Raw genomic sequence first — 25,213 nt, forward strand, 5'->3', positions numbered from 1 at the left:
CGTGCGGCGGGCTGGCCTAACGGTCAGCCCGCTTGCAAATCAGGCGATGGCCATCAGATGCTGGTGGACTGCGGCGGCGCAGTCGCGGCCCTCGCGGATCGCCCACACCACCAGCGACTGCCCGCGCCGCATGTCGCCACAAGCATAGATTTCGGGGCGGCTGGTGGCATAGGATCGCATATCGATCGAGACGTTCGCCTGGGCGAGGATGCCATCCGCCGGGACGCCGACGAATCCCATGGCTAGCAACACCAGGTCGGCGGGGATCGATCGCATCTTGCCATCCTGCTCACAGGTCAGCGACGTCACCCGGCCAAGCTCGCCCTCCGCGCACAGGGTCTTGGCCGAGAAAAGCCGCTCGACACCCTCTTCCTGCGACGTCGATGTCCGCAGCCGCAGCGGCCAATGCGGCCATGTCAGTGACTTATTCTCCGCCAGCGGTGGCTCGGGCATGATTTCCAATTGGGTCACCGATGCCGCGCCCTGGCGATGCGCGGTGCCAATGCAATCCGATCCCGTGTCACCGCCGCCGATCACGACGACATGCTTGCCCATAGCATCGATCGGCTCGACATCCACCGCCAGTCCCGCAATGCGCCGGTTTTGCTGGGTCAGATAATCCATCGCGAAGTAAATATTGCCCGCCTCGCGCCCGGGCACGTCAAGATCGCGCGGCCATTCCGCCCCGCCGGCGAGCACCATCACGTCATAATCGTCGAGTATGCGGTCGACTGTTACGTTGACCCCAATCTCCATCCCGGTGCGGAAGATTACGCCTTCCGCCTCCATCTGGACGACCCGCCGGTCGACCAGGGCGCGGTCCATCTTGAAGTCGGGGATGCCGTAGCGCAGCAGCCCGCCAATCCGGTCGGCTTTCTCGAACACTGTCGGCGCATGGCCCATCCGCGCCAGTTGCTGTGCGCAGGCCAGCCCCGCCGGGCCCGATCCGACCACCGCGATCCGTCGCCCGGTGCCGCGCCGCGCGACCTTGGGCACGATCCATCCCTCGTCCCAGCCGCGATCAACGATGGCGCATTCGATCGTCTTGATCGTCACCGGCTCGTCGGTCAGCGCCAGCGTGCACGCCTCCTCGCACGGGGCGGGACAGACGCGGCCGGTGAATTCCGGAAAATTGTTGGTGCGGTGCAGTCGCTCGCACGCCGCTTGCCACTGCGCGTCGCTGACCAGTGCATTCCAGTCGGGGATCAAATTTCCAACCGGGCACGCCGAATGGCAGAATGGCACCCCGCAATCCATGCAGCGCGTGGCCTGCTGCGCGACGTCGGGCGCGGGCATCGGCTGGATATATTCGTCCCAGTCGGCGACCCGCTCGGCGACCGGGCGCGCGCTTCGGTCGTGGCGCGGGATGGTCAGGAAGCCGGTCGGGTCGGTCATGCCGCAAGCCCTCGCTCGGGTGCCGCTGCACGATCGAGCGCGGCGCGATATTCGTTGGGCATGACGAGCACGAACTCGCTTAGCGACTGGTCCCAATCGGCGAGCAAGGCAGCCGCCCGCCTGCTCCCCGTCAGCGTCGCATGGCGCTCCACCAGCCCGCGCAATTGTGCCGCATCCTCAACCGCGCCGATGCTCACCGACGAATGGTTGCACTTGCCCGCGAACAGCCCCTCCGGATCATGTATAAGCGCCACCCCGCCCGACATTCCGGCGGCGAAATTGCGCCCGACCTTGCCCAGCACGACTACCGTCCCGCCGGTCATATACTCGCAGCCGTGATCGCCGATCCCCTCGACCACCGCGGTCGCGCCCGAATTGCGGACGGCGAAGCGCTCGCCCGCTTGTCCGGCGAAAAACGCCTCGCCGCTGGTCGCGCCATATAGGCAGGTGTTGCCGACGATGATGTTGGTGGCAGCCTCGCGCGGGCAGTCGGCGGGGGGTCGGACAATAATCCGCCCGCCGCACATTCCCTTGCCGACATAATCATTGGCGTCGCCGACGACATCGAGGGTGATCCCGCCGATCAGGAACGCGCCGAGGCTCTGCCCCGCTGATCCGGTCAGGCAGACGTCCAGGCTCCGGTCGGGCAGGCGTTCGCGCTCCATCCGCCGCACCAATTCGCCCGATACCCCGGCCCCGACCGAACGGTCGTCGTTGCCGACGCCAAGCTCGATCCGCGCGGGGAGCGGCCCGCCCAGCGCATCGATCAGCGCCGCGTCAATCCGCATCGACGACGCCTCGCCCGGTTGCTCCGACCCCGATCCGGCGAAACGCTCCGGCCGGTGGAGCAGGCGCGACAGGTCGATCCCGCCCGCCTTCCAATGTCCCTCGGTCGCAGCCGAGGCGCTGAGCAGATCGGCGCGCCCGACCGCCTCGCCAAGCGTCCGGAGCCCGAGCGACGCGAGCAACTCTCGCACTTCCTCGGCGACGAAGAACAGATAATTGATCACGTGCTCGGGCGTCCCCGTGAACCGCCCGCGCAGCACCGGGTCCTGCGTCGCAATCCCCACCGGGCAGGTGTTGAGGTGGCATTTGCGCATCATGATGCACCCCGCGACGATCAGCGGTGCGGTGGCAAAACCAAACTCGTCGGCGCCGAGCAGCGCCGCAATCATCACGTCGCGTCCGGTGCGCAATCCGCCGTCGGCTTGGACCGTCATCCGGTCGCGCAGGCCGTTGAGCAGCAAGGTCTGCTGGACCTCGGCCAGGCCAATCTCCCACGGCAGCCCGGCGTGGGTCAGCGACGTCAGCGGCGACGCCCCGGTGCCGCCTTCATAGCCCGAGATGGTGAGGTGATTGGCACGGCACTTAGCGACCCCCGCGGCGATCGTCCCGACCCCGACCGCCGACACCAGTTTGACCGAGATCCGCGCCGCCGGATTGACCCCGCGTAAATCGTGAATCAGCTGCGCGAGGTCCTCGATCGAGTAAATGTCATGGTGCGGCGGCGGCGAGATTAGCCCGACGCCGGGGGTCGAATGGCGCACCGCCGCGATTGCCGCGTCGACCTTGTGCCCCGGCAATTGCCCGCCTTCGCCCGGCTTGGCCCCTTGCGCCATCTTGATCTGGATCTCGTCGGCATTGACCAGATAATCGGTGGTCACGCCGAACCGTCCGGAGGCGACCTGCTTGATCGCCGATCGCTCGCTGTCGCCATTGGCAAGCGGGGTGAAGCGCGCCTGCTCCTCGCCGCCTTCGCCAGTGTTCGACCGCCCGCCGATGCGGTTCATCGCCTTGGCCAATGTGGTATGCGCCTCGCGGCTGATCGACCCGAAGCTCATCGCCCCGGTTGAAAAGCGCCGCACGATCGACGCTGCATCCTCGACCTCGTCGATCGGCACTGGCGGCCCCGCGTGGCCCAGGTCCAACAGCGAGCGGATGGCCAGTAGGCGCTGGTTGGTCGCGTCAATCTCGGCGGCGAAGGCGCGATATTTGTCGGGGTTCGATCCGCGCACCGAATGCTGCAAATTGGCGATGCTGGTCAGCGTCCAGCCATGTTCCTCGCCGCCCTCGCGAAGCGCGTACATCCCGCCCAAGTCGAGCCGGTCGGCGGCGCAGGCGGCATCGTGCCGCCGCATGCATTCCTCCGCCAGTTCGGCAATTCCCAGCCCGCCAAGCACCGCGTGCGTGCCGGTGAAAAAGCGGTCGATCAGCGGATCGGCGAGCCCGATGGCGTCGAAAATCTGCGCCCCGCAATAGGATTGGAAGGTCGAGATGCCCATCTTCGACATCACCTTGAGCATGCCCTTGCCAAGCGCCTTGACGAACCGCGCCTCGCCCGCGCCGCCGGGGTCGGCGAGCGCGATCGTATCGAGCGCAAGCCACGGGTTGATCGCCTCCGCGCCATAGCCGGCGAGCACGCACATGTGGTGCACTTCGCGTGCCTCGCCGGTCTCGACTACCAGCCCGGCCTGCATCCGCAGCCCTTGGCGGATCAATTGGTGGTGGATCGCCCCGGTTGCCAGCGCAGCGGGGATCGGCACCCGCTCGGGCGATGCCGCGCGGTCGGAAATGATGATCAGGTTGGAATCGGCCAGCACCGCCTCGGTCGCTTCCCAGCACAGACGCTGAAGCGCGGCCTCAAACCCTTCCCTGCCCCCCGAGCGCGCGAAGGTCGCGTCGAGCGTGACCGTGCTGAACGCCCCGTCGAGGCTATCGTGGATCGACCGGATCTTTTCGAGATCGGCATTGCCGAGGATCGGCTGTGACACTTCTAGCCGTTTGTGAGTCCCCGCATCAGCTCCCAGCAGATTGGGGCGCGGGCCGATCATCGACACCAATGACATCACCAGGGATTCACGGATCGGGTCGATCGGCGGGTTGGTCACTTGGGCGAAATTCTGCTTGAAATAATCGTACAGCAATCGCGGCCGCCGCGACAATATGGCGAGCGGCGTATCGGTCCCCATCGACCCGACCGGATCCTCGCCCCCGCGCGCCATCGGTCCGAGGAAGAATTTGAGATCTTCGTCGGTGAAACCGAACAATCGTTGGGCTTCGGCGAGCTCGGTCGGGGTCGGCACTTTGACCGGATTGGCACCGTCGGGCAATTTGTCGAGCGTGAACTGCGTATCGCGCAGCCAGTCACCATACGGCTCGGCCTCGGCCAGCGTCGCCTTGACCTCGTCATCCTCGATCAGGCGGCCCTGCTCAAGATCGATCAGCAGCATCCGACCCGGCTCAAGCCGGCATTTGCGAACGATCCGGCTATCCTCGATCGGCAGCACCCCGCACTCCGACGCCATGATGATCCGCCCGTCGTCGGTGATGACATAGCGCGCGGGCCGCAGCCCGTTGCGATCGAGCGTCGCACCAATCTGGCGCCCGTCGGTGAACGCCACGGCGGCCGGCCCGTCCCATGGCTCCATCAATGCGGCATGATATTCGTAGAACGCGCGCCGCTTGGGCTCCATCGCGACATCGCCGGCCCACGCCTCGGGGATGAGCATCATCATCGCATGCGCCAGCGATCGCCCGCCCGCGACGAGTAATTCCAGCGCATTGTCGAGGCACGCCGTATCCGATTGATGCTCGGGAATGATTGGCCACATCTTGTCGAGGTCGGCGCCGATCAGCGGCGATTCGAGCGTCCGCCGTCGCGCATTCATCCAGTTGACGTTGCCACGCAGCGTGTTGATCTCGCCATTATGCGCCAGCAGCCGATAGGGGTGAGCCAGCCGCCATGACGGGAACGTGTTGGTCGAGAACCGCTGGTGGACCAGGATCAGCGCGGTGTGCGTCAGCGGGTCTAACAGGTCAGCATAGAATTCGCCCAGCTGGGCCGGCTGCAACATGCCTTTATAGACCAATGTCCGGCTCGACATGGAGGCGATGTAAAATTCGCCCAGCCCCGGCAGCTTGTGGTCTGCTGCAAGCACCGTGAGTGGATTGAGCGTCTGCTTGCGAATGGTCAGCAACTTGCGTTCGAACGTCGCCTGGTCGGACGCCTTGTCACCGCGGCCGATGATGGCGTGGGACAGGGTCGGGATCGATTCGCGCGCCCGCTCGCCGAGAATGTCGGGATTGATCGGCACCTCGCGCCAGCCGAGCAGTTTCTGCTCCTCGAGCAGGACGAACCGCTCGAACCGCGCCTTGGCGAAATCGCGCGCTGCCGGATCGCGCGGCAGGAAGCAGGTTGCCACCGCATAGTCACCAGCCGGGGGCAAAGCGACGTCGTTGGCGACGCTCCATGCGCGGAACAGTGCGTCGGGAATCTGGATAAGGCAGCCCGAACCGTCGCCAATCTCGGGATCTGCCGCAACGCCGCCACGATGCGCCATGCTTGCCAAGACATGCAGCCCATCGGCAATCAGTTCGTGCGTCCGCTTGCCCTTGATATTGGCGACGAAGCCCATCCCGCAGCTGTCACGCTCATGGCGCGGGTCATACAGCCCCTGACCGTGCGGAAGGTCACTCATGGCAGCCGACTTGGCCAGTCGGCGCAACGGCCCACCATGCCATTGCCGCGGCCAGCACCAATCGCCCACTGAAATCAGTGCGGCGAAGTGCCGATCGCGGCTCGTGACCCATTTGCACCTAGCTCCATGCTGCAGCGCAACATCTTCCGCGAGTTTGGCCTGTGTCAAGCCGGACTAGGCAGGACACCAACGTAACGCCGTGAAATATTCACGGCGAACGCTCGCGACGTGGAGCGGTCGTCCCAAGCTGAGCCTTTATTTGCGCCGAATCGGGCATATGGTGCCGCCTACAGGACTCGAACCTGTGACCCCCGCATTACGAATGCGATGCTCTACCAGCTGAGCTAAGGCGGCCCGCGATGGGCGAAAAAGCCCCTATCAGCGAGGTTGGCGCTGGGCAAGCGCTGCGCACATCACGCCGTTTGAATGAACATGCTTAAGACTTTCTTCAGCGCTCGGTGGCAGATTAGCATTGATTTGGACCAATCAGGGCCGTGGCATGGACAGTTATTCCGAGCATCCGAGCGAATATGACGTGTCATCGGCCGTGGCCGTGACGGCCGGCGATGACGTGACGGAGGCGATCGGTGCCGACGAGCGCCGGATGCATGTTCGCGCTTACAATTATTGGGTGTCACTGCTCGACGGGCGCGATTATCCGTCGATCGAGGACCTCGATCCCGGCAGCGTCGTCGATTTCGCGCCACACAGCGTACTGCTCGACTTTACCGCCGGGCGCGACGACCCGGCAACGCCCTATGTCGGTGCCGCGATCCGCGCTGAATGCGGCCTTCCGGCAGACATGAAGGATATCGGCCAGGTCCCGAGTCGCTCTTTGCTGTCGCGCCTGACCGACCATTATCTGCAGATTATCGCCAATCGCGCGCCGATCGGGTTCGAAGCCGAATTCGTCAATCAGCGCGGCCAGTCGATCTGCTATCGCGGAATATTGATGCCGTTCAGCTCGGACGGTGACACGATCGACTTCATTTACGGGGTGATCAACTGGAAGGATGCCGGCGACAGTGTTGCTGCCGATGCGCCGATCACTGCGGCCCTCGCACCGGTCGAGGCCGAGCGTCAGCCAGTCGCCGCCCCCGGTGAGCCTCCGGCCCATTTGACGTGGGAAGACGGTCCGCTAGCCGACCCGATCATCGCCCCGGAACCGATCATGTCGGCCGAGCCGCTCATCGCCGCCGAGCCACTCGACCTGGTCGAACCCATTCCCACGCCCGATGCCGAGGCCGGTCTCGCCGATCATCTGTCTGCTGCGCGCGAAAGTGCGGAAGTGTGCAAGGACGCCGATGGCCGAAGCCGCGTTGCGCTCTATCGCGCGCTGGCAATGGCCTATGATTTCTCGGTCGCCGCCAAGCGGGTGCCGGGCGAATATGCCGACATCCTCGACGATGCAGGGGTCAAGGCCCAGGCCCGCGCCCCCATGACCCCGGTGGTCAAGCTCGTGTTCGGCGCAGACTATGACAAGGCCCGACTGACCGAGTTCGCCGCTGCGCTAAGCTATGCCGAGCGGCGCAAGGTCGACTTTGGCGGGTTCATGCCATTTCTCGACAATCAGGCCGGTGGATTGAAGGCCCTGGTCGCAGCCGAGCGCGCCGAACGTCGCCCGGCGGACAAACCCGACGACAAGGGCGAAACCGCCCGCGCGGCGCTCCGCGAGACGCTCCCGGTCAACCTCGGTCGGCTTCCCGCGAACCAGGAATTCACTCTCGTGATCCTTCGCCGAAGCCCCGAAGGTGTTCACCAGACGGTGGCGGTGATCGACGATCCGGCGATGCTCGAACGCGCCATTCGCCGCACCGCGCCCTGAACTTCGCCGTTCGCGCGCCTTGTCGCGGGCGACGGCTGGGGTCTATAGCCCGCGCCCAATGACCCTTAGCGAGACGGTTGAACCCATGGCGGCCTCCCCGGACGCGGACGATCGCATCGTCGGCCTGTTGCGCAACGCGCTCAATTCCAATGCCCTACCGGGCGAACTCGACGGCTTTTCCGACGCCGAACAAGATGAAGCGGCGGCATTCGTCGCGGGCGTCGCGGCCAGGCGCAAGCCGGGCGACGTCGCGATCCAGCTTACCTCGAGCGGGGGCGAGGCCGGGCACCGCCGGATGCATCTTGCAGTCGTCAATGACGACATGCCGTTCCTGGTCGATTCGATCGCCAGTGCGATTGGCGCGCGCGGGATTGCGATCCATCGCCTGCTCCACCCGATCGTCAAGGCGAGCCGCGATTCGAAAGGCAATTTGACTGCGCTTGGCGAAGGCGACCTGGAATCGATCATCTACATGGATCTCGACCGGGCCGACGCCCGGACCCGATCCGCGTTGCGGGCCGAATTGACGCAGGTGCTGGCCGACGTCCGCGCCGCCGTCGCCGACTGGAAGTCGATGCAGCAACGCATGCGCAACGACGCCGAAACGCTTGGCGATGCCGAGGGCGCGGACTTGTTGCGCTGGTTCGCCGATGGAGCGATGACCCTGCTCGGCTTTGAAGTCGAGCGCCCCGGCGGCGAAGGAACCGACGGGCTAGGCCTGTTCCGCTTTCCGGGCGAGCCGACCGATGAGGGCGGTTGTGAAGAGGCCATTCGTTATTTCGAGAATGGTGGCCAAGTGCCGTTGATGGCCAAGGCTGATCGCAAGTCGTCGATCCACCGCCGGGTCCCGCTCGATTTGGTCGCGGTGCCGATCCGGGAGAATGGCAAGATCACTGCAGTCGGGGTTCATGTCGGGCTGTGGACCAGCGAGGCATTGTCCGCCCCGGTCGAGCAGATTCCGTTGCTTCGGCGGATCCTCAAGGACCTCGACGCAAGCTATGGCTACACCCCGCGCAGCCACAGCGGCAAGGCGCTCCGCCACGCGCTGTCGGCGCTGCCGCACGATCTGATCCTCAATCTCGACCAGGACAGCGTCCGCAAGCTGGTGCTCGCGGCGATGACGCTGGCCGACCGACCGCAGCCGATCATGGTGCTCGTCCGTTCGATCCTGCGCGGGCATTTGTTCGCCTTCGTGTGGTTGCCGCGCGAGGAATTGTCGACCGTCCGCCGGCTGGCGATTGGCGAAATGATCAGTGAGGCGGCCGATGGTCCGCAAAAAGCCTGGTCGGTCGATCTTGGCGACGGCGACCTTGCCTTGCTGCGCTACACCTTCTCGATCGACGCCGCGCGCGACACGCCCGATTCCGCGGCGCTCAATCGCAAATTGTACGACATGGTGCGCGGCTATTTACCCTCGGTTGAGGAACGCCTTGCCGATAGCGTCGGGTCGACCCAGGCGCGCCGCCTAGTGCTGACCTATGGCGATGCTTTTCCTGACTCGTTTCGGTCGCGCTATCCGGCCGACGATGCGGCGGCGGATATTCTTCAGCTGGACTCGTTGGCGGACGAACACCAGCGGTCGATCCGCCTTTATCGCCTGCCGGGTGATCCGCCCGAGCAATTGCGGCTCAAGCTCTACAAGCGCGGCGCGCTGGTGCCGCTGTCCGACGTCGTCCCGGTGCTGGAGAATTTCGGCTTTACGGTGATGAAGGAAACCCCGACCCGACTCGACGACGTCGGTTCCAATATTTACGAATTTGCATTGGTCATGGCCGACGGATCGCCCGCATCGCGGCTCGACGATCGGGCAGCGATGATCGAGGAAGCAATTGCCTCGGTGCTGCTCGGTGCGGCGGAAAATGACGCTTTCAACCAATTGATCATCAGCGCCGGTTTGACCCCGCGTGCTGTGATCTGGCTTCGCGCCTGGTTCCGCTACACGCGCCAGGTCGGGGTGGCTTACTCGCTGATCACCGTCGTCGATGCGCTCGGGCGAGCCCCGGCTGCGACCCGCGCGCTGGTGGGATTGTTCCTCGCGCTCCACGATCCGGCGCTAAAGGCCAAACGCGACGACGAGGCCAAGCGGTTCGCGGCCGCATTCGACGATGCACTCAAGAACGTCGGCAGCATCGACGACGACCGCATCCTGCGCCTGATGCGATCGGTGGTCGGCGCAACCCTTCGCACCAACGCCTTCGCCCCGGCAGCCGCCGAAGCGATCGCCTTCAAGATCGATTCCCGGCAAGTCCCCGGCCTGCCTGCGCCAATTCCGTATCGCGAAATCTGGGTCTATTCCCCGCGCGTCGAGGGCATTCACCTGCGCGGCGGGCCGATCGCGCGCGGCGGGCTTCGCTGGTCCGACCGACGCGATGATTTCCGCACCGAAATTCTCGGGTTGATGAAAGCTCAACTGGTCAAGAATGCGGTCATCGTCCCGACCGGCGCCAAAGGCGGCTTCTATCCCAAGCACCTCCCCAGCCCAGCACTCGACCGTGAGGCGTGGCTGGCCGAGGGCACCGAAAGCTACCGCATCTTCATCCGCGCGTTGCTGTCGGTCACCGACAATATTGTCGACGACAAGATCACCCATCCCGACAAGGTCGTGATCCATGACGGCACCGACCCCTATTTCGTGGTCGCCGCCGACAAGGGCACCGCAACCTTTAGTGACGTTGCCAACGGAATCGCGTTGAGCCGCAATTTTTGGCTCGGCGATGCGTTCGCCAGCGGCGGCTCCAATGGCTACGATCACAAGGCGATGGGGATTACCGCCAAGGGCGCATGGATTTCGGTCCAGCGCCACTTTCTCGAACAGGGCATCGACGTCCAGACCGACCCGATCAAGGTGGCCGGCTGCGGCGACATGTCGGGCGACGTGTTCGGTAATGGCATGCTATTGTCGAAGAAACTGAAGTTGATCGCAGCATTCGATCATCGCCACATCTTCATCGATCCCGATCCCGATCCGGCGAAAAGCTGGAAGGAACGCAACCGCATGTTTGCGCTGCCGCGCTCGAGCTGGGACGATTATGACCGCAAGGCGCTGTCCAAAGGCGCGATGATCGTCCCGCGGTCGCAAAAGTCGATCAAGTTGACCAAGGAAGCGCAGGCCGCGCTCGGCATCGACTTGCTCGAAATCGACCCGACCAGCTTGATCACCGCGATCCTCAAAAGCCCGGTCAACTTGATCTGGTTCGGCGGCATCGGCACTTACGTCAAAGCCTCGACCCAGCCGCACAGCGACGTTGGCGATCCTGCTAATGACGTGCTGCGCGTCAACGCCAACGAGATCAAGGCCAAGGCAATCGGCGAAGGCGCCAACCTCGCCATCACTCAGGCTGCGCGGATCGAATTTTCGCAGAATGGCGGGCGGATCAATACCGACTTCATCGACAATTCGGCCGGAGTCGACTGCTCGGATAATGAGGTCAACATCAAAATCCCGCTCAACCGCGAAATGCGCGAAGGGCGACTGACCGAGGCCAAGCGCAACAGCCTGTTGGTCAGCATGACCGATGAAGTGTCCGAACTGGTGCTTGAGGATAACCGGCTGCAGAGCCTGGCATTGTCGATTGCTGAGCGCGGCGGGGTCAAGGCGCTGCCCGAGCATGTCCGGGCGATCGAACTGCTCGAGGCTTCGGGCCGGCTTGACCGCCGGGTCGAGGGGCTTGGGACGAGCGACGTCCTGCTTCGCCGGACGCTTGACCATCGCGGGCTGACCCGGCCCGAACTTGCAGTAGTGCTGTCGATGACCAAATTGTCGCTTCAGGCGGCGATCGAGCAATTGAAGCTGGCCGATGACACCATGCTCGAGCCGCAATTGTTCGCGGCGTTTCCGCGGCCGATGCAAAAGGCGCATGCGGCGGCGATCCGTACCCATCGCTTGCGCCACGAAATTGTCGCCACCAAGGTCGCCAATCGGATCGTCAACCGCCTCGGCCCAAGCATTCCGCTCAGCCTTACCGAGGAGGAAGGCGCCTCGCTCGGCCAGGTCGCGACCGCGTTTCTCGCCGCCGAGCACCTCCTCGACCTGCCCAAATTGTGGCAGCGGATCGAGCGCGCCAGCGTTACCGAAACCGTCCGCATCGAGTTGTTCCAGGTCGCCGCCAAGTCGGTGCGTAGCCACGTCTCGGACATTCTTCGTTCGACCGGCGCCGAAGGCAGCGTCAGCGATCTGGTCAACATGCTTGCGCCCGCCGCGCGACAGATTTCGGCCGCCGCAACCAAGCTGATCCGTTCGGAGGTTCGCAATGAGGCTGACGCCCGGCGCGAGCATCTGGTCGAACTTGGCGCCGACGATGCGATCGTCGACGGCTTGGTCCGGGTATTCGAGTTGGACGGGGTGTTCGGCCTCGCCGCGCTCGCCGCCAAGCGTCAGCTCGATGCGCCGGCGCTGACCAAGGCTTACACCCGCCTCGGCGAGGCATTGAGCCTCGACTGGGCGCAGCAGCAGGTCGCGCGGTTCGAGCCATCCGATCAGTGGGAGCGGCTTCTGGTCGCCGGGTTGGAGCGCGATTTCGAGCAGCTTCGGCTCGAGTTTCTAGCCCGCGGTCGTGATGGCGATCCGGCAGGGACCACCGAGCGTTGGATTGAGCGGCACGCGCCGCGGATCGACCAATTCCGCAAGCTGATTGCCCAAGCCAAGGTCGCCGGCGCAGTGACCGGCCCAATGCTTGCCCAGATCGCCAACCAGGCCAGAATTCTTCTCGCCCGATGACTATCCTGCTCGCTCGATGAGGCCGATGCGGGTCGCGTTGATGGTGCCCGACCCGGCCTATGCCGACCCATATGCGTGGACCTATGATGTCGAGGCGGCGATCCTGACCAAGGTCGGGATCGCTGTTCAGCCCCTGCCGTGGACCATGACCGGCAAGCTACCCGATGTCGACCTGGTCATGCCGCTCGTCGCGTGGGGCTATAATCTCGACTATACGCGCTGGCTCGCCTTGCTCCAGCGCGCCGAAGTCGAGCGTTGGCCGCTGATGAATCCGCCATCCTTGCTGCGCTGGAACGGCGACAAGGCCTATCTCAAGGAGCTTGGGGCAAAGGGCATCCCCACCGTTCCAACGGTGGACGTCGATCACCTGAGCGCTGCGTCCCTGTCCGCCGCCTCGGCCAAGTTCGGCCAGTTGGAGCTGGTCATCAAGCCACCAATTTCGGGCGGCGCGCATGGCACCTACCGGATCAAGGTCGGAGATCCGATTCCCGGCGATGTCGCGGGCAAGCGAATGATGATCCAGCCGTTCCAGCCGGGCATTGCAGCGGGCGAATATTCGATCATCCTGTTCGGCGGCAAATTCAGCCATGCGGTGATCAAGACCCCAGTGCCGGGCGACTTTCGAGTCCAGCCGCATCTCGGCGGGATTGATCGCTACGCCGTTCCGCCGCACGGGGCGCTCGAGCTTGCCCAGGCCGCGCTGGCCGCTGCACCGGCCGAGGCGCTTTACGCCCGGGTCGACATGATTGCCGGGCCCAATGGCGCGCTTAAGATCATGGAGCTGGAGTTGATCGAACCGGCCTTGTTCCTGCACCATGCCCCCGACAAGGGCGCCGCCTTCGCTTCAGCCGTCCGCACCGCCGCCGCACGCAAATAATCATTGGGGGATCGCCCAAGATACGATTTTTTGGGGGTAGCGACGGACTCTACACGCTCCTAGCTTGGCCAATCACGAGACGGACGCGAGCATTCCTATGTCGGCAAACTATCAATCACTGACCGAAAAGGAGAAGCAGACGCTGCGTCTGATTGTGCGCGGGCATGACGCGAAATCCTTGGCTCGGCACCTTGGCCTGTCGATCCACACCGTCAACGAACGGCTGCGTGACGCGCGCCGCAAGCTCGAGGTTCCAAGCAGTCGTGCGGCCGCGCGGCTATTGCTGGATACCGAAAAAGAAGCCCCCCAAAATCTAGCGGACAAGCAAATCGGGGAAGACTCGGCCGTCATCGATCGGGAACAAGATCCGGCACCGGCCATCGGTCCGTTGCGATCGCAACGCTCGCTGGCCACAATTGCAGGAGTTATGATCATGTCTATTCTTGTTGGCGCGTTCGCCTTGTCATTGCTGGTCGACGGGGCGGCACCATCGGCACCGATCAATGCACCCCAATCCAGCGAAGCGATTGCCGCGACCACTTCGATCGAATCCGATGCTGTCCGATCGGCGCGCGAGTGGTTGGAGCTTGGCGATCAGGGGCGCTGGAAAGACGGCTGGCTCGCCACCGGATCATCATTCAGGCAATTGAATACGGTCGAGCTCTGGTCGGAAGTTGCCGTAAAAGTGCGCGTGCCGCTGGGCGGAGTCATTTCCCGCACCGCGCTCAGCCAAGAAAGCGTCCCCGCACCGCCGGCCGGCGTGGAAGTCGTCAAATTCCGGACCAATTTTGCGAACAAGGCCAACGTGATCGAAACCGTCAGCATGGCCCGCGAAGGCGCGGCCTGGAGAGTGGTCGGGATTTACGTCGACTAATCGCCGCGAGCGAACAGCCACTGGCGGATCGCGGAGGTGAGATTGGGCGGCGGGGATGAATCCAGCCGCTCAACATCAATTGTCGCAATCAGTGCATTGAGCGGAAGCTCGCGCGCCGTCGCTTCAGCTTCGAGCGCCGCCCAGAAAGCGGGCTCCAGGCTGATCGACGTTTCATGCCCGGCGATCGTCACCGACCGTTTTGTTGGCAGGCCATAGCGCATGAGATTACCGAAGCCCGGGCACAGCCCGCAAGGCCGACAGGCCGCCCGAGCTTATGCGAGGAAGCCAAGCCGGCGAAGGCCGGCGCCCGGCGTTTGAGGGGCTCAACGAAAACCCATCAATACATATGCTGCCCGCCGTTGATCGACAGCGTCGATCCGGTGACGAACCCGGCATCCTCGCCGACCAGAAACGCCACGCCGCGGGCGATCTCGCTGGCCTTGCCGAGGCGGTTGACCGGGATTTTGGCGATGATCTTGCCGAGCACATCGGGCGGCACGGCGGCGACCATGTCGGTATCGATATAACCGGGAGCGATCGCGTTGACGGTGACATTGTTGCGCGCGCCTTCCTGCGCCAGCGCCTTGGTGAAACCGTGAATGCCCGACTTGGCGGCGGCATAATTGACCTGGCCATATTGCCCCGCCTGGCCGTTGATCGAGCCGATATTGACGATCCGCCCATAACCGCGCGACTGCATCCCTTCGAACACCGCCTTGGCCATGTTGAAGCAGCCGCCGAGATTGGTGTCGATCACGTCCTGCCACTTGGCATGGTCCATCCGCTTCATCGTCGTGTCGCGGGTGATGCCGGCATTGTTGACCAGCACGTCGACCGGCCCAAGGTCGCCCTCGATTGCCGCAATCCCGTCGATGCAGGCCTGGTGATCGGCAACGTCGAACTTATACGCCTTGATTCCGGTGCGGTCGGCGAACTCCTTCGCCCTTTCCTCATTGCCGGCGTAGGTCGCAGCGACCTGCATCCCCATGTCCTTCAACGCGATGCTGATTGCTTCGCCGATGCCGCGCGTTCCGCCGGTCACCACTGCCACTCGTGCCATCACTCTCTCCCGTTTTTTCTTTGAGAGTTAGGCTGACAGCCACCATCCGGCAAGTTCGCGCCGAATCAGGCTTTCGAGCATCGCCATCCCTTCGTCGCTGTCGTTGAGGCAATCGAGCCGCGCAAAGTGCGTTCCGCCCGCTGCGATGAAATCTTCCTGCCCGCGAATCCCCAATTCCTCGATCGTCTCAAGGCAGTCGGCGGAGAAGCCCGGCGCGGCAATCGCGACCTTGGTCACGCCCTGGCCCGGATAGGCGTTGAGGGTCACATCGGTCGGCGGCTCGAGCCATTTGGCCTTGCCGAATCGCGACTGAAAGGCGACGTCAACCGGGGTGCCCATCGCCTCGCCGAGCAACCGCGCGGTTTTCTGGCAATGGCAATGATAGGGATCGCCCATCTTGAGCGTCCGCTGCGGCATGCCGTGGAAGCTCAGCAGCAATCGCTCGGGGACGAAATCGAGGGCCGCAATTTGCCGTTCGAGATCAGTCTTGAGCGCGGCGATGTAGGCGGCATCATCATGGTATGGCGGCAATGTCCGCAGTGCCGGCTGCCAGCGCATCGCGGCGAGCGTGGCGAACGCAGCATCATTGGCAGTGGCGGTCGTGGCCGCGCAATATTGCGGATAAAGCGGCGCCAGCAGGATCCGATCGCAGCCCTTGGCCTTCATCGCCCCGAGCGTCACCGCAATCCCCGGATTGCCATAGCGCATTGCATAATCGACCAGCACGGTGTCGCCGAGCCGCGCCTGCAATGCTTTGGCCTGCCGCTTGGTGATTGCGGCGAGCGGCGACCCGTCTTCACTCCACACTTGCGCATAAGCGTGCGCGCTCTTTTTCGGGCGCGTATTGAGGATGATGCCGTACAGGATCGGCTTCCACGCCCATGACGGAATTTCGACCACGCGCTTGTCGCTCAGAAACTCCGCCAGATAGCGCCGCACCGACCCGACATCGGGCGCGTCGGGGGTGCCGAGATTGATCAAAAGCACGCCAATCTTCGGCGCAATAATGGGCGGATGGTCGGGCGGTGGCTGCATCACGCCGCCATGGGGTTGAACGGCAAATCGCGCAAGCGTCGTCCGGTACCCGATGCCAGTGCATTGGCGACTGCCGCAGCCAGCACGACATGGCCAAGCCCGCTGACCCCGCCCGGCGCGGCCGTGCTCGGCGCGAGTTCGACGATGATCGTCGGCACCCGGCCGACCCAAGTTATCCCCGCCGAGCGAAGCGGACGGGCGACCGGCATTCCCGCCACAAATTCGGGCGCATCGGCCGTCGCCAGTGACAGCGCCTCGATCAGCGACCCTTCGACCTGTTGCTTGACCAGCCCCGGGTTGATCGCCCGCCCGCAATCGACCACCGCCACCAATCGTTCGACCGCGACTCGCTGGTCGGGCCCGATCCCGGCCTCCGCGAGCAACGCGATGTGCGACCCGAACGCCGACACCGCCGCCAGCCCCAGCCGGCTGCCCGGTGCGCCTCCGTCCCACCGCCCGAGCGTTGCCACCGCCTCAAGCACTTTCGCCAGCCGCACATTGCCGCCGAGCAGGCCCATCCGGAACGAGAATGGCTCCGCGCCCAATCGGCGCGCCATTTCATCGATGAAGCTTTCGTTGGCGAACCCGGTCAGCGCCTCGCTCCCGCCGCGCATGTAGCTGGTAGCGATCGGCAAATCCGCAGCCAGGGACTCGATCCGCATTGACGGCACTGCATAAGCCGGGGTCGCCCCGGGAAGTTTGGTCCCGCTCGCGGTCACGAACCGTCCACCCCACGCCGCCAAGCCGCCCGCAGGCGAGGGCAACGCCGTCATCCGCGCCAGCATCGGCGAGCGCACCCGGTCATGATTGCGCCCGACCTTGGCGGAGATAGTCAGTTGCACCGGCCGCCCAACCCGCCGCGCAAATTCGACCGCGATCGGGATGGCGTCGACCGCCATGCCGCGCCCCGACGGATCGCCGATCGGCATCGGGTAGAGCGTGACCTCCCCCGCGCTGACTCCGCCGACTCTTGCAGCAGCAGCGAGCGCTGCGTCATAATCCTGCACCGGCGCCCACAGTTCGAGCTTGCCGCTTATTATCCGCGCCGTCGCCGACAGCGGCTCCAGCGAGCGATGCTCCGCCGCTGATATTCGATAGGTCGCCGCCAATGCCCGAGCAGTTCCGACCGTCGCTTCATAATCGCCCCGCGCAAACAGCGATGTGCGCTCGCCGCTGTCGAGTGCCGATCCAAGCGCATCCATGATCGCCATGTCATTGGCATCGGCCTTGCCCGTGAATTGTGCCCCAGCGGCAACCAGCCCGCGCTCCGCCGCCCACCACGTCTCGCCAAGCGCGGCCAGCCAGCCATCGCCGACAAGCAATTTCCTTACCCCGCGCGATTGCTCCCCGCTGTTTCGGGAATAGCCCGTCAGCCGCCCCCCTGGCGGCGCAATCCGCACTGCGGCAAACAGCATATCCGGTAACCGCACATCCGATGCAAAGCGTAGCGACCCGTCCAACTTGGCCGGCAGGTCGAGCCGCGCCAGCGATTGGCCCGAAAGCTGCCCGCTCCCCTCCTTGCGCAACATTGGCACGCCCGGCTCAAACCCCGCCGCCGCCTCGGCCAATTGCCCGAATGCCAGCCGATTGGCCCCCTGCATGACGAACCCGTCGGTCGCCTGACACAGTGCCGGATCGACCTCCCAATGGTCCGCCGCCGCGCGGATCAGCAGGTCGCGCGCAACCGCCCCCGCCTCGCGCAGAGGCTGTTCAAACGCCCGGATCGAGGTCGCGCCGGCCGTCTTCCGGCGCTTGAGCAACGAATTGGCATAGACTGCACCCATTGGTGCCGGCTCGACCGCGACTTGCTCCCACGCCGCGCCCAATTCGTCAGCCGCGACTTGCGCTAGCCCGGTCCAGATGCCCTGCCCGGTCTCGGCCTGCGGCACCGCCACCGTCACCCGCCCATCGGGTGCAATCTTGAGATAATGACCGAACACGCGCTCGCCCTTGGCGGCGGTCAAGGCACTGCCGATCTTGCGCGGCCAGGCAGCGAAGGCGACGATCAGGCCGACCCCGACGCCGCCCGAAATCAGCAAAGTGCGACGGTCGATCGGCTTCAATGGGCGTATTTCTGCTTCAACATCACCCGGTCGATCTTGCCGGTGCCGAGCCGTGGTAGCGGCTCATGGGCAAAGACGATTTTGCCAGGAATCTTGTACGCCGCCATCTTACCCTCGAGGAATGTGCGCAGCCCATCCTCGTCGAGCTTGCTGTCCTCGGTCCGATACAGGATCGCCAAGGGGATTTCGCCCAATCGTTCGTCGGGCATGGCGAGCACCGCCGCCTCGGCAATATCGGGACAGGCATAAAGCGCGGCCTCGACCTCGGCCGCAGAAATATTCTCGCCGCCGCGGATGATGATGTCCTTCTTGCGGTCGACGATGAACAGATAGCCGTCATCGTCGAGATAACCAATGTCGCCAGTCTTGAGAAAATGGTCAGCGGTGAAGGTCGCCGCGGTTGCCGCCGGATTATTCCAATAGCCCTTGATGTTGGCGGCGGTTCGAATGCCGATCTCGCCGAGCTCATTGGCGGGCAAATGCACCTCGCCGTCACCAAGGATCGCAATCTCGACGAACGGCGCGGTCGCCCGCCCGGTCGAGGCCGGCTTGTCGGCATAATTCTTCCAGAAATTGCCGCACCCGACGGCATTGGTTTCGGTCAGCCCATAGCCGAGCGCGGGCTGCGCGCCGGTGAAGCTTTTCTGCAACCGCTCGACATGGCTGGTCGGTCGCGCCGCGCCGCCCGCAGCGATGTCAGTCAGCGACGACAGATCATGTTGCGCACGATCGGGATGGTTCATCAGTTCGAGGCTCATCGTCGGCACCCCGACGAAATAGGTCACCTTCTCCGCCTCGATCAGCCGCAGCGCTTCGCCCGCGTCCCACTTTGGCATCAGCACCATCGCGCGCCCGATGACAAAGCTGGTCAACAACACCGGCACTTCGCCGGTGACGTGGAACAAAGGCACGTTGACCAGGGTCTTGGGCGTGTTGGGCGGCGGGGTGCCGCGCTTGGTCAGAATGCCGAGCAAGGTCATCAAATGGGTCGCATAGGTGTAGATCGCCGTCGTCACTGCGCGGTGGGTCGACAGCGCGCCTTTGGCCGCGCCGGTCGATCCCGAGGTAAACAGGATGGTCGCATCATCGTCCGGTGAAACGGCTGGAAGTACGGTCGCCACATCCTTGCCGAACAGCGCTGCCAACGCCTCTCCGGCGTGATGCTCGATCGCGATTGTCACCAGTTCCCAATCGCCCTTGACCCCGGCGATCCGGAGCGCGCGGGGTCCATCGGCCAGGATCAGCCTGGGCGATGTCAGTTCGAGCGCATGCGCCAATTCCTCGCTCTGCCACCAGCCATTGACCAAGGTCGCAATCGCCCCGGCCTTCAGCGCCGCCATGTAGGTGATGATCCAGCTCGGGCAGTTGCGCATCGCGATTGCCACCCGGTCGCCCTTGACGATCCCGCGTTCGACCAGACCTCGCGCCACCGCGTCCGACAGCCGCTGAAGGTCGGCGAAGTTCAGTCGCTCGTCGTCGGCAATCACCGCGTCGGCAGCGCCGTTGAGGGCGCAGAAGGCGGCGAAGAAACTCGGCAGCGTCGCCGGAAAGTTGCCCGCGATCGCCTGGCCATGTGCATCGCGATCGATCACCACGCGCCCGCCCGGGCCGATGACCGCAGCCAAAGTGGCGTCGAATTCGCGGTCGAGCTCGCTTTGCATCGCTTCTCCTTTGCCTTCCGGTGCGCGCACCTTATGAGGCGTCACCGCAGTGGGGAAGAGTTATGAGTGCCGCAATCGCCGCTAATGATATCGGGATCAATTATTACGACCTGCATGTGTCGCCTGTCGCGCTGTCGCTGGGCATCTTCGATTTGCGCTGGTACAGCCTTGGCTACCTCGCCGGGATTTTCATTGGCTATTGGTATCTGCTCAAGCTGATCAAGCAACCCGGCGCACCGCTCGCCCGCCGTCATGCCGACGATTTGGTCTTCTATTCCTCGCTCGGGATCATCCTCGGCGGCCGGCTCGGCTACGTATTGTTCTACAACCTTGGCTATTATCTCCAGAATCCGCTCTCGATCCTCAAATTATGGGACGGCGGGATGAGCTTTCACGGCGGGGTGATCGGCGTCACCATCGGCATAATCTACCTTGCCCGCAAGGAGGGGCTCAACTGGCTGCGCGTTCACGATTATGTCGCCTGTTGCACCCCGATCGGGCTCGGGCTGGTGCGGATTGCCAATTTTATCAACGGTGAATTGTGGGGCGCACCGACCACGGTGCCGTGGGCGGTCCGCTTCCCGCTGGTGATGGGCCAGCCATTGCTCGGCCCGCCGCGCCACCCGACCCAATTATATGAAGCGATCCTAGAGGGCGTCGTCCTGTTCGCGATCCTCGCCTTCATGTTTTGGAAGACCCGCGCCCGCTACGATCCGGGCAAGCTGGTTGGCGCGTTCATCCTGTTCTACGGCCTGTTCCGCTTCGGCATCGAGTTCATCCGCGAGCCCGATTCGCAACTCGTCGGCTTTGCCCAGGCAACCGGGCTGCACATGGGACAATGGCTGTCGTTGCCGATGATCATCGGCGGGATTTACCTGATGGCGACCGCTGCGAGGCGCCGCGTCAGGGTCGAACCGATCGCCGGGACGGAGAGCGTGGCCTGAGCTTCGGCGACGACCTCAAGCAGCGAATCCGCGACCGCGGGCCGATCAGTGTCGAGGCCTATATGGCCGCCTGCAACGCGCATTATTACGCCACCCGCGACCCCCTCGGGGCCGACGGCGATTTCACCACCGCGCCCGAAATCCACCAGATGTTCGGTGAGATGGTCGGCGCCTGTCTCGCCGACTGCTGGCATCGCGCTGGCCGCGGCGACGCGATTTACGCCGAGCTCGGCCCGGGGCGCGGTACACTCACTGCCGACGCGCTGCGGGTCATCGGCAATATTGAGACGCATCTCGTCGAAACCAGCCCCGCTCTGCGCGCCGCCCAGCAATCGCGCCTGCCCAACGCCATTTTCCACGACTCGATCGCCCAACTCCCCCCGCGCCCCCTGCTGCTCGTTGCCAACGAATTCCTCGACGCGCTCCCCGTCCGCCAGTGGATCGGCGACGAACAACGGCTGGTTGGCCTTTCAGGCGATGACCTCGCCTTCACCGCCAACGGCATGATCGTCGAAACCTCCCCGGCCCGAGACGCCGCAGTACGCGCCATCGCCGCCCACCTTGCCCACCACGGCGGCGTCGCCCTGATCATCGATTATGGCCACGCCACCAGCGCCCCGGGCGACACGCTGCAGGCGGTCAACGCGCACCTTTTCGCCGATCCGCTCGCCAATCCTGGCGAGCAGGACCTCACCGCGCATGTCGATTTCGAGGCGCTCGCCGACTCGGCGCAGGCGGATGGAGCGGCGGTTACCTCGATTGCCAACCAAGGCGCTTTCCTGACCAAGCTCGGCATCGTCCAGCGAGCGGAAAGCCTGTCGCGCGCCAACCCCGACCGCGCCGATGAGGTCGCTTCGGCGCTGACCCGCTTGACCGACCCCGCCGCGATGGGCGATCTGTTCAAGGTGATCGCGATCCACTCCACCGATTGGCCGACGCCCGCAGGCTTCGAATGACGATCGCGCTTCGCCCCGCGACCAAGGCCGACGCCCCGACGCTCGCCGCACTCGGCGCACGCACGTTCAGCGACACCTTCGGTCATCTCTACGATCCTGACGATCTCGACCTGTTCCTCAAGACCCATGCGGAGGAGCATTGGGCGGCTGAATTATGCGATCCCGAATTTGCCGTGCTGCTGGTCGAGGCCAAAGGCGAGGCGGTCGGTTACGCCAAGGTCGGCCCGCCGCATTTGCCGTTCGAGCCGCGCGGCACGGCGGTCGAGCTTCGCCAATTCTATCTCGTCAAGGACTGGCAGGGCCACGGCCTCGCCGACGAAATGATGCGCTGGGTGTTGGGCGAGGCGGAAGGCCGCAACGGCGACGATCTCTATCTCTCGGTATTCGTCGACAACCATCGCGCGCGCAAATTTTATGAGCGCTGGGGGTTTATCGCCGAAGGTCGCTATGCCTTCATGGTTGGCAATCACGCCGACGAGGACATCGTCATGCGCCGCCCGCTGTGAGCGGGGTTGAGGTGATCCGCGCTGCCGCCCTGGGTGATCTTCCCCACGGTTTTCTCGGACGATCGGGCGGTGTTTCGACCGGTATATTGTCGGGCCTCAACACTGGTTGGGGAAGCGGCGATGACCGCGAGGCGATTATTGAAAACCGCCGCCGCGCGGTCGCCGCAGTCCTCCCCGGTGCGCGGCTGGTCACCGTCCAACAGGTGCACTCCGCCGAGGTGGTCGAAGCCGGCGACTGGCCCGTCGATGACCGCCCCCACGCCGACGCCTTGGTCAGCGACCGCCCCGGCACCTTGCTCGGAATCCTCACCGCCGACTGCGCCCCGATCCTGCTCGCCGACCGCGACGCTGGAGTCATCGGCGCGGCCCATGCCGGCTGGCGCGGTGCGGTCGCCGGAGTGGCCGCCAACACCGTCGCCGCGATGGAACAGCTTGGCGCAAAGCGGGGCCGAATCGTCGCCGCAGTCGGACCGTGCATCGCGCGGACGAATTACGAAGTCGATCATGACTTTGCACAGCGGCTTGGCGACGAGAACCAGCACTTCTTCACCGGCGGCCCCACCGGCAAGCCGCATTTCGACTTGGAGAGCTTCGTTGTCGCCAGCCTCGCGTCCGCTGGCATCGCCCGCATCGAAGCGCTCAGCCAGGATACCTATGCCCAACCCGAGCGTTTCTTCAGCTTCCGCCGCGCCACCCATGCGCAAGAGCCCGATTATGGCCGCCAGCTGAGCGTCATCGGGCTAGCGACCGAAGGTTGAAATTGGTCCGATCGAGGGCTAATTGGCCGCTCGACGGTGAGTTGGCGGAGATGCATCCTGCGGAGGTTAGGATGTTAGTGCCCCGGCTTCCTCGTCCATTGGTTCCCGCCTCCCTGGGGACACTGGACCCGAGGACCCGACCATGACCGACAACCATTCGCGCAAACCCAAGGACGCCGAGACCCATATCGGCAATCACAAGCTCGATCCGTCAACGATGATGATGGGCCACGGCTATGATCCTGCGCTGTCCGAGGGCTCGTTGAAACCGCCGATCTTCCTCACTTCGACCTTCGTGTTCGAGCGCGCGGCCGACGGGAAGCATTTCTTCGAAGGCATCACCGGCAAACGCCCAGGCGGCACCGACGGATTGGTCTATTCGCGCTTCAACAATCCCAACCAGCAGATCCTCGAGGAACGTTTCAAGCTGTGGGAAGGCTCTGAGGAATGCCTGACCTTCTCCTCCGGCATGACCGCGATCACCACCTTGTTCCTGGCCTTCGTCCGCCCCGGCGACGTGATCGTCCATTCGGGCCCGCTCTACGCCGCGACCGAGTCGATCATCGCCAAGATTTTGAGCCAGTTCGGCATCAAATATGTCGACTTCCCCGCTGGCGCGACGCGCGAGGAAATCGACGCTGCGCTCGCCACCGCCAAGACAATGGGCCGCGTATCTTTGATCTATCTCGAGAGCCCCGCCAACCCGACCAACGCCTTGGTCGATGTCGAAGCCGTGGTCGCCGCGCGTAAAGCCGCGTTTGCCAATGAACTTCCCCCGATCGCGATCGACAACACCTTCCTCGGGCCGCTGTGGGCCAGGCCGCAAGACCAGGGCGCCGATATTTCGGTCTACAGCCTGACCAAATATGCCGGCGGGCACAGCGATCTCGTCGCTGGCGGGCTGACCGGCTCCAAGGCCCTGCTCGACAAGGTTCGTGCGATTCGCAACACGATGGGCGGGATCATCGACAGCAACACCGCGTGGATGCTGATGCGTAGCCTCGAGACGCTCGAACTGCGCATGTCGCGCGCCGGCGAAAATGCCGTCAAGGTGTGCGAATTCTTCAAGGATCATCCCAAGGTCGAGACGGTCGGCTACCTCGGCTTTCTCGAAGCCGGGTCGCGCCAGAAGGACATTTACGACCGCCATTGCCTCGGCGCCGGATCGACCTTCTCGCTCTATTTGAAGGGCGGCGAACGCGAGGCCTTCGCCTTCCTCGATGCATTGAAGATCGCCAAGCTCGCGGTCAGCCTCGGCGGCACCGAGACGCTCGCCAGCGCCCCTGCAGCAATGACCCACATTTCGGTCCCCGAGGAACGCCGCGCCGCGCTCGGCATCAGCGACAATCTGGTCCGCATTTCGATCGGGGTGGAGAAGGCCGAGGACCTCATCGCCGACTTCGATCACGCGCTGAACGCGATCTGATCGTACTCCTCCCCTCCCTGCTTCAGGGAGGGGCCGGGGGTGGGTACGAGTAAAGCGAGCACTTCTTTCAAATTGAAGAAGGTGAAAAGAAACCCACCCCTCAATCCCCTCCCTAAAGAAGGGAGGGGAGACTGAGCTATCCCCAACCCTCGACCCGCAAACGACGCATAGCACCGCCGCGCTGGTTCAGCCCTGATGTCCGTTATGGGTGGAAAGCGGACGCTAGGCCAACGCCCTTAAGGGGCGGAAAATCGACGTCAGCATTAGCTTTCCAGCCGAAATCGCTGTAGCCAGATGCACTCTCTCGTAGCGTCACTGACTATCACGGTCAGGTAAAACGAAAGGCACGCAAACATGAAACGCCTTCCTGCATGCGTCGCTCTGCCCGCTCTGCTTTTAGCTACTCCGCTTTTTGCGCAACGAGAGGCAGCTATCAACACGGTTGGCGCGAAACCTGAAGCCGCGTCGAATGTGGATGCCACTGCCACACAAGTTCCGAAGGCGGGAAATCCGGTTAACCCGACTAGCAGCCAAGCTTCCAAGGCACGGCGAGTCATAACCGAATGGGCTGCGCCGACCGGTAAGAACTTGAAAGAGTCGCCGTCTCCTCAACCGCCACCGCCACCTAAGAAGTAATA

Annotated in this window: 16 protein-coding genes and 1 tRNA gene; 9 read left to right on the forward strand and 8 right to left on the reverse strand. The window is 64.2% G+C overall.

The window, feature by feature from the left end:
• Window positions 1-39: 39 nt before the first annotated feature.
• From RMN73_RS06915 to RMN73_RS06925, 3 genes are all read right to left on the reverse strand, one after another.
• On the reverse strand, window positions 40-1,395 hold the full coding sequence (locus RMN73_RS06915; RefSeq protein ID WP_309602590.1) for a glutamate synthase subunit beta: 1,356 nt from the start codon (window positions 1,393-1,395) through the stop codon (window positions 40-42).
• Entirely contained in the window at window positions 1,392-5,873 is a 4,482-nt protein-coding gene (gltB, locus tag RMN73_RS06920) for a glutamate synthase large subunit (RefSeq protein WP_309602591.1), read from the reverse strand. Before gltB ends, RMN73_RS06915 begins: the two co-directional genes overlap by 4 nt.
• Window positions 5,874-6,151: 278 nt before the next feature.
• Window positions 6,152-6,227, reverse strand: a tRNA-Thr gene (locus tag RMN73_RS06925).
• Window positions 6,228-6,372: 145 nt separating this feature from the next.
• Here RMN73_RS06925 and RMN73_RS06930 point away from each other — a divergent pair.
• The 4 genes from RMN73_RS06930 (at window position 6,373) to RMN73_RS06945 (ending at window position 14,166) form a co-directional block, all read left to right on the forward strand.
• Entirely contained in the window at window positions 6,373-7,698 is a 1,326-nt protein-coding gene (locus tag RMN73_RS06930; protein WP_309602592.1) for a hypothetical protein, read from the forward strand.
• 85 nt (window positions 7,699-7,783) lie between these two features.
• Window positions 7,784-12,415 (forward strand): NAD-glutamate dehydrogenase domain-containing protein, encoded by a 4,632-nt coding sequence (locus tag RMN73_RS06935; protein ID WP_309602593.1) that lies wholly within the window; start codon window positions 7,784-7,786, stop codon window positions 12,413-12,415.
• A gap of 25 nt (window positions 12,416-12,440) precedes the next feature.
• The gene (locus tag RMN73_RS06940; RefSeq protein ID WP_309602594.1) at window positions 12,441-13,292 is read left to right on the forward strand and encodes a hypothetical protein; all 852 of its coding nucleotides are present in this window, start codon (window positions 12,441-12,443) and stop codon (window positions 13,290-13,292) included.
• Window positions 13,293-13,356: 64 nt separating this feature from the next.
• Window positions 13,357-14,166, forward strand: coding sequence for a DUF4019 domain-containing protein (locus tag RMN73_RS06945; RefSeq protein ID WP_309602595.1), 810 nt, complete (start codon window positions 13,357-13,359; stop codon window positions 14,164-14,166).
• Here RMN73_RS06945 and RMN73_RS06950 read toward each other — a convergent pair.
• The 5 genes from RMN73_RS06950 to RMN73_RS06970 form a co-directional block, all read right to left on the reverse strand.
• The gene (locus RMN73_RS06950; protein WP_309602596.1) at window positions 14,163-14,387 is read right to left on the reverse strand and encodes a ribbon-helix-helix domain-containing protein; all 225 of its coding nucleotides are present in this window, start codon (window positions 14,385-14,387) and stop codon (window positions 14,163-14,165) included. The two genes, RMN73_RS06945 and RMN73_RS06950, sit on opposite strands and share 4 nt — an antisense overlap.
• A gap of 116 nt (window positions 14,388-14,503) precedes the next feature.
• Window positions 14,504-15,226: an acetoacetyl-CoA reductase gene (phbB, locus tag RMN73_RS06955; protein ID WP_309602597.1), complete on the reverse strand. Its 723-nt coding sequence runs from the start codon at window positions 15,224-15,226 to the stop codon at window positions 14,504-14,506.
• A 27-nt stretch (window positions 15,227-15,253) separates the two neighbouring features.
• Complete coding sequence (gene hemH / locus RMN73_RS06960) at window positions 15,254-16,261, reverse strand: ferrochelatase (RefSeq protein ID WP_309602682.1); 1,008 nt, start codon at window positions 16,259-16,261, stop codon at window positions 15,254-15,256.
• Window positions 16,261-18,324, reverse strand: a complete 2,064-nt coding sequence (locus tag RMN73_RS06965) for a molybdopterin cofactor-binding domain-containing protein (RefSeq protein WP_309602598.1) — start codon at window positions 18,322-18,324, stop codon at window positions 16,261-16,263. Before RMN73_RS06965 ends, hemH begins: the two co-directional genes overlap by 1 nt.
• Window positions 18,321-19,985, reverse strand: coding sequence for a class I adenylate-forming enzyme family protein (locus RMN73_RS06970; protein WP_309602599.1), 1,665 nt, complete (start codon window positions 19,983-19,985; stop codon window positions 18,321-18,323). The genes RMN73_RS06965 and RMN73_RS06970 overlap by 4 nt, the downstream gene beginning before the upstream one ends.
• Before the next feature lie 62 nt (window positions 19,986-20,047).
• On the opposite strand from RMN73_RS06970, the gene lgt reads away from it, so the two are divergent.
• From lgt to RMN73_RS06995, 5 genes are all read left to right on the forward strand, one after another.
• Entirely contained in the window at window positions 20,048-20,929 is an 882-nt protein-coding gene (gene lgt / locus RMN73_RS06975) for a prolipoprotein diacylglyceryl transferase (RefSeq protein ID WP_309602600.1), read from the forward strand.
• Window positions 20,824-21,885 (forward strand): SAM-dependent methyltransferase, encoded by a 1,062-nt coding sequence (locus tag RMN73_RS06980; protein ID WP_309602601.1) that lies wholly within the window; start codon window positions 20,824-20,826, stop codon window positions 21,883-21,885. The genes lgt and RMN73_RS06980 overlap by 106 nt, the downstream gene beginning before the upstream one ends.
• Window positions 21,882-22,391 (forward strand): GNAT family N-acetyltransferase, encoded by a 510-nt coding sequence (locus tag RMN73_RS06985; RefSeq protein WP_309602602.1) that lies wholly within the window; start codon window positions 21,882-21,884, stop codon window positions 22,389-22,391. The genes RMN73_RS06980 and RMN73_RS06985 overlap by 4 nt, the downstream gene beginning before the upstream one ends.
• A complete protein-coding gene (pgeF, locus tag RMN73_RS06990) occupies window positions 22,388-23,149 on the forward strand; it encodes a peptidoglycan editing factor PgeF (protein ID WP_309602603.1) in 762 nt (253 codons plus the stop codon). The genes RMN73_RS06985 and pgeF overlap by 4 nt, the downstream gene beginning before the upstream one ends.
• A 142-nt stretch (window positions 23,150-23,291) precedes the next feature.
• Entirely contained in the window at window positions 23,292-24,575 is a 1,284-nt protein-coding gene (locus RMN73_RS06995; RefSeq protein WP_309602604.1) for a cystathionine gamma-synthase family protein, read from the forward strand.
• Window positions 24,576-25,213: the final 638 nt, after the last annotated feature.

The organism is Sphingomonas sp. (genome assembly GCF_031372575.1).
Taxonomy (GTDB): Bacteria; Pseudomonadota; Alphaproteobacteria; order Sphingomonadales; family Sphingomonadaceae; genus Sphingomicrobium.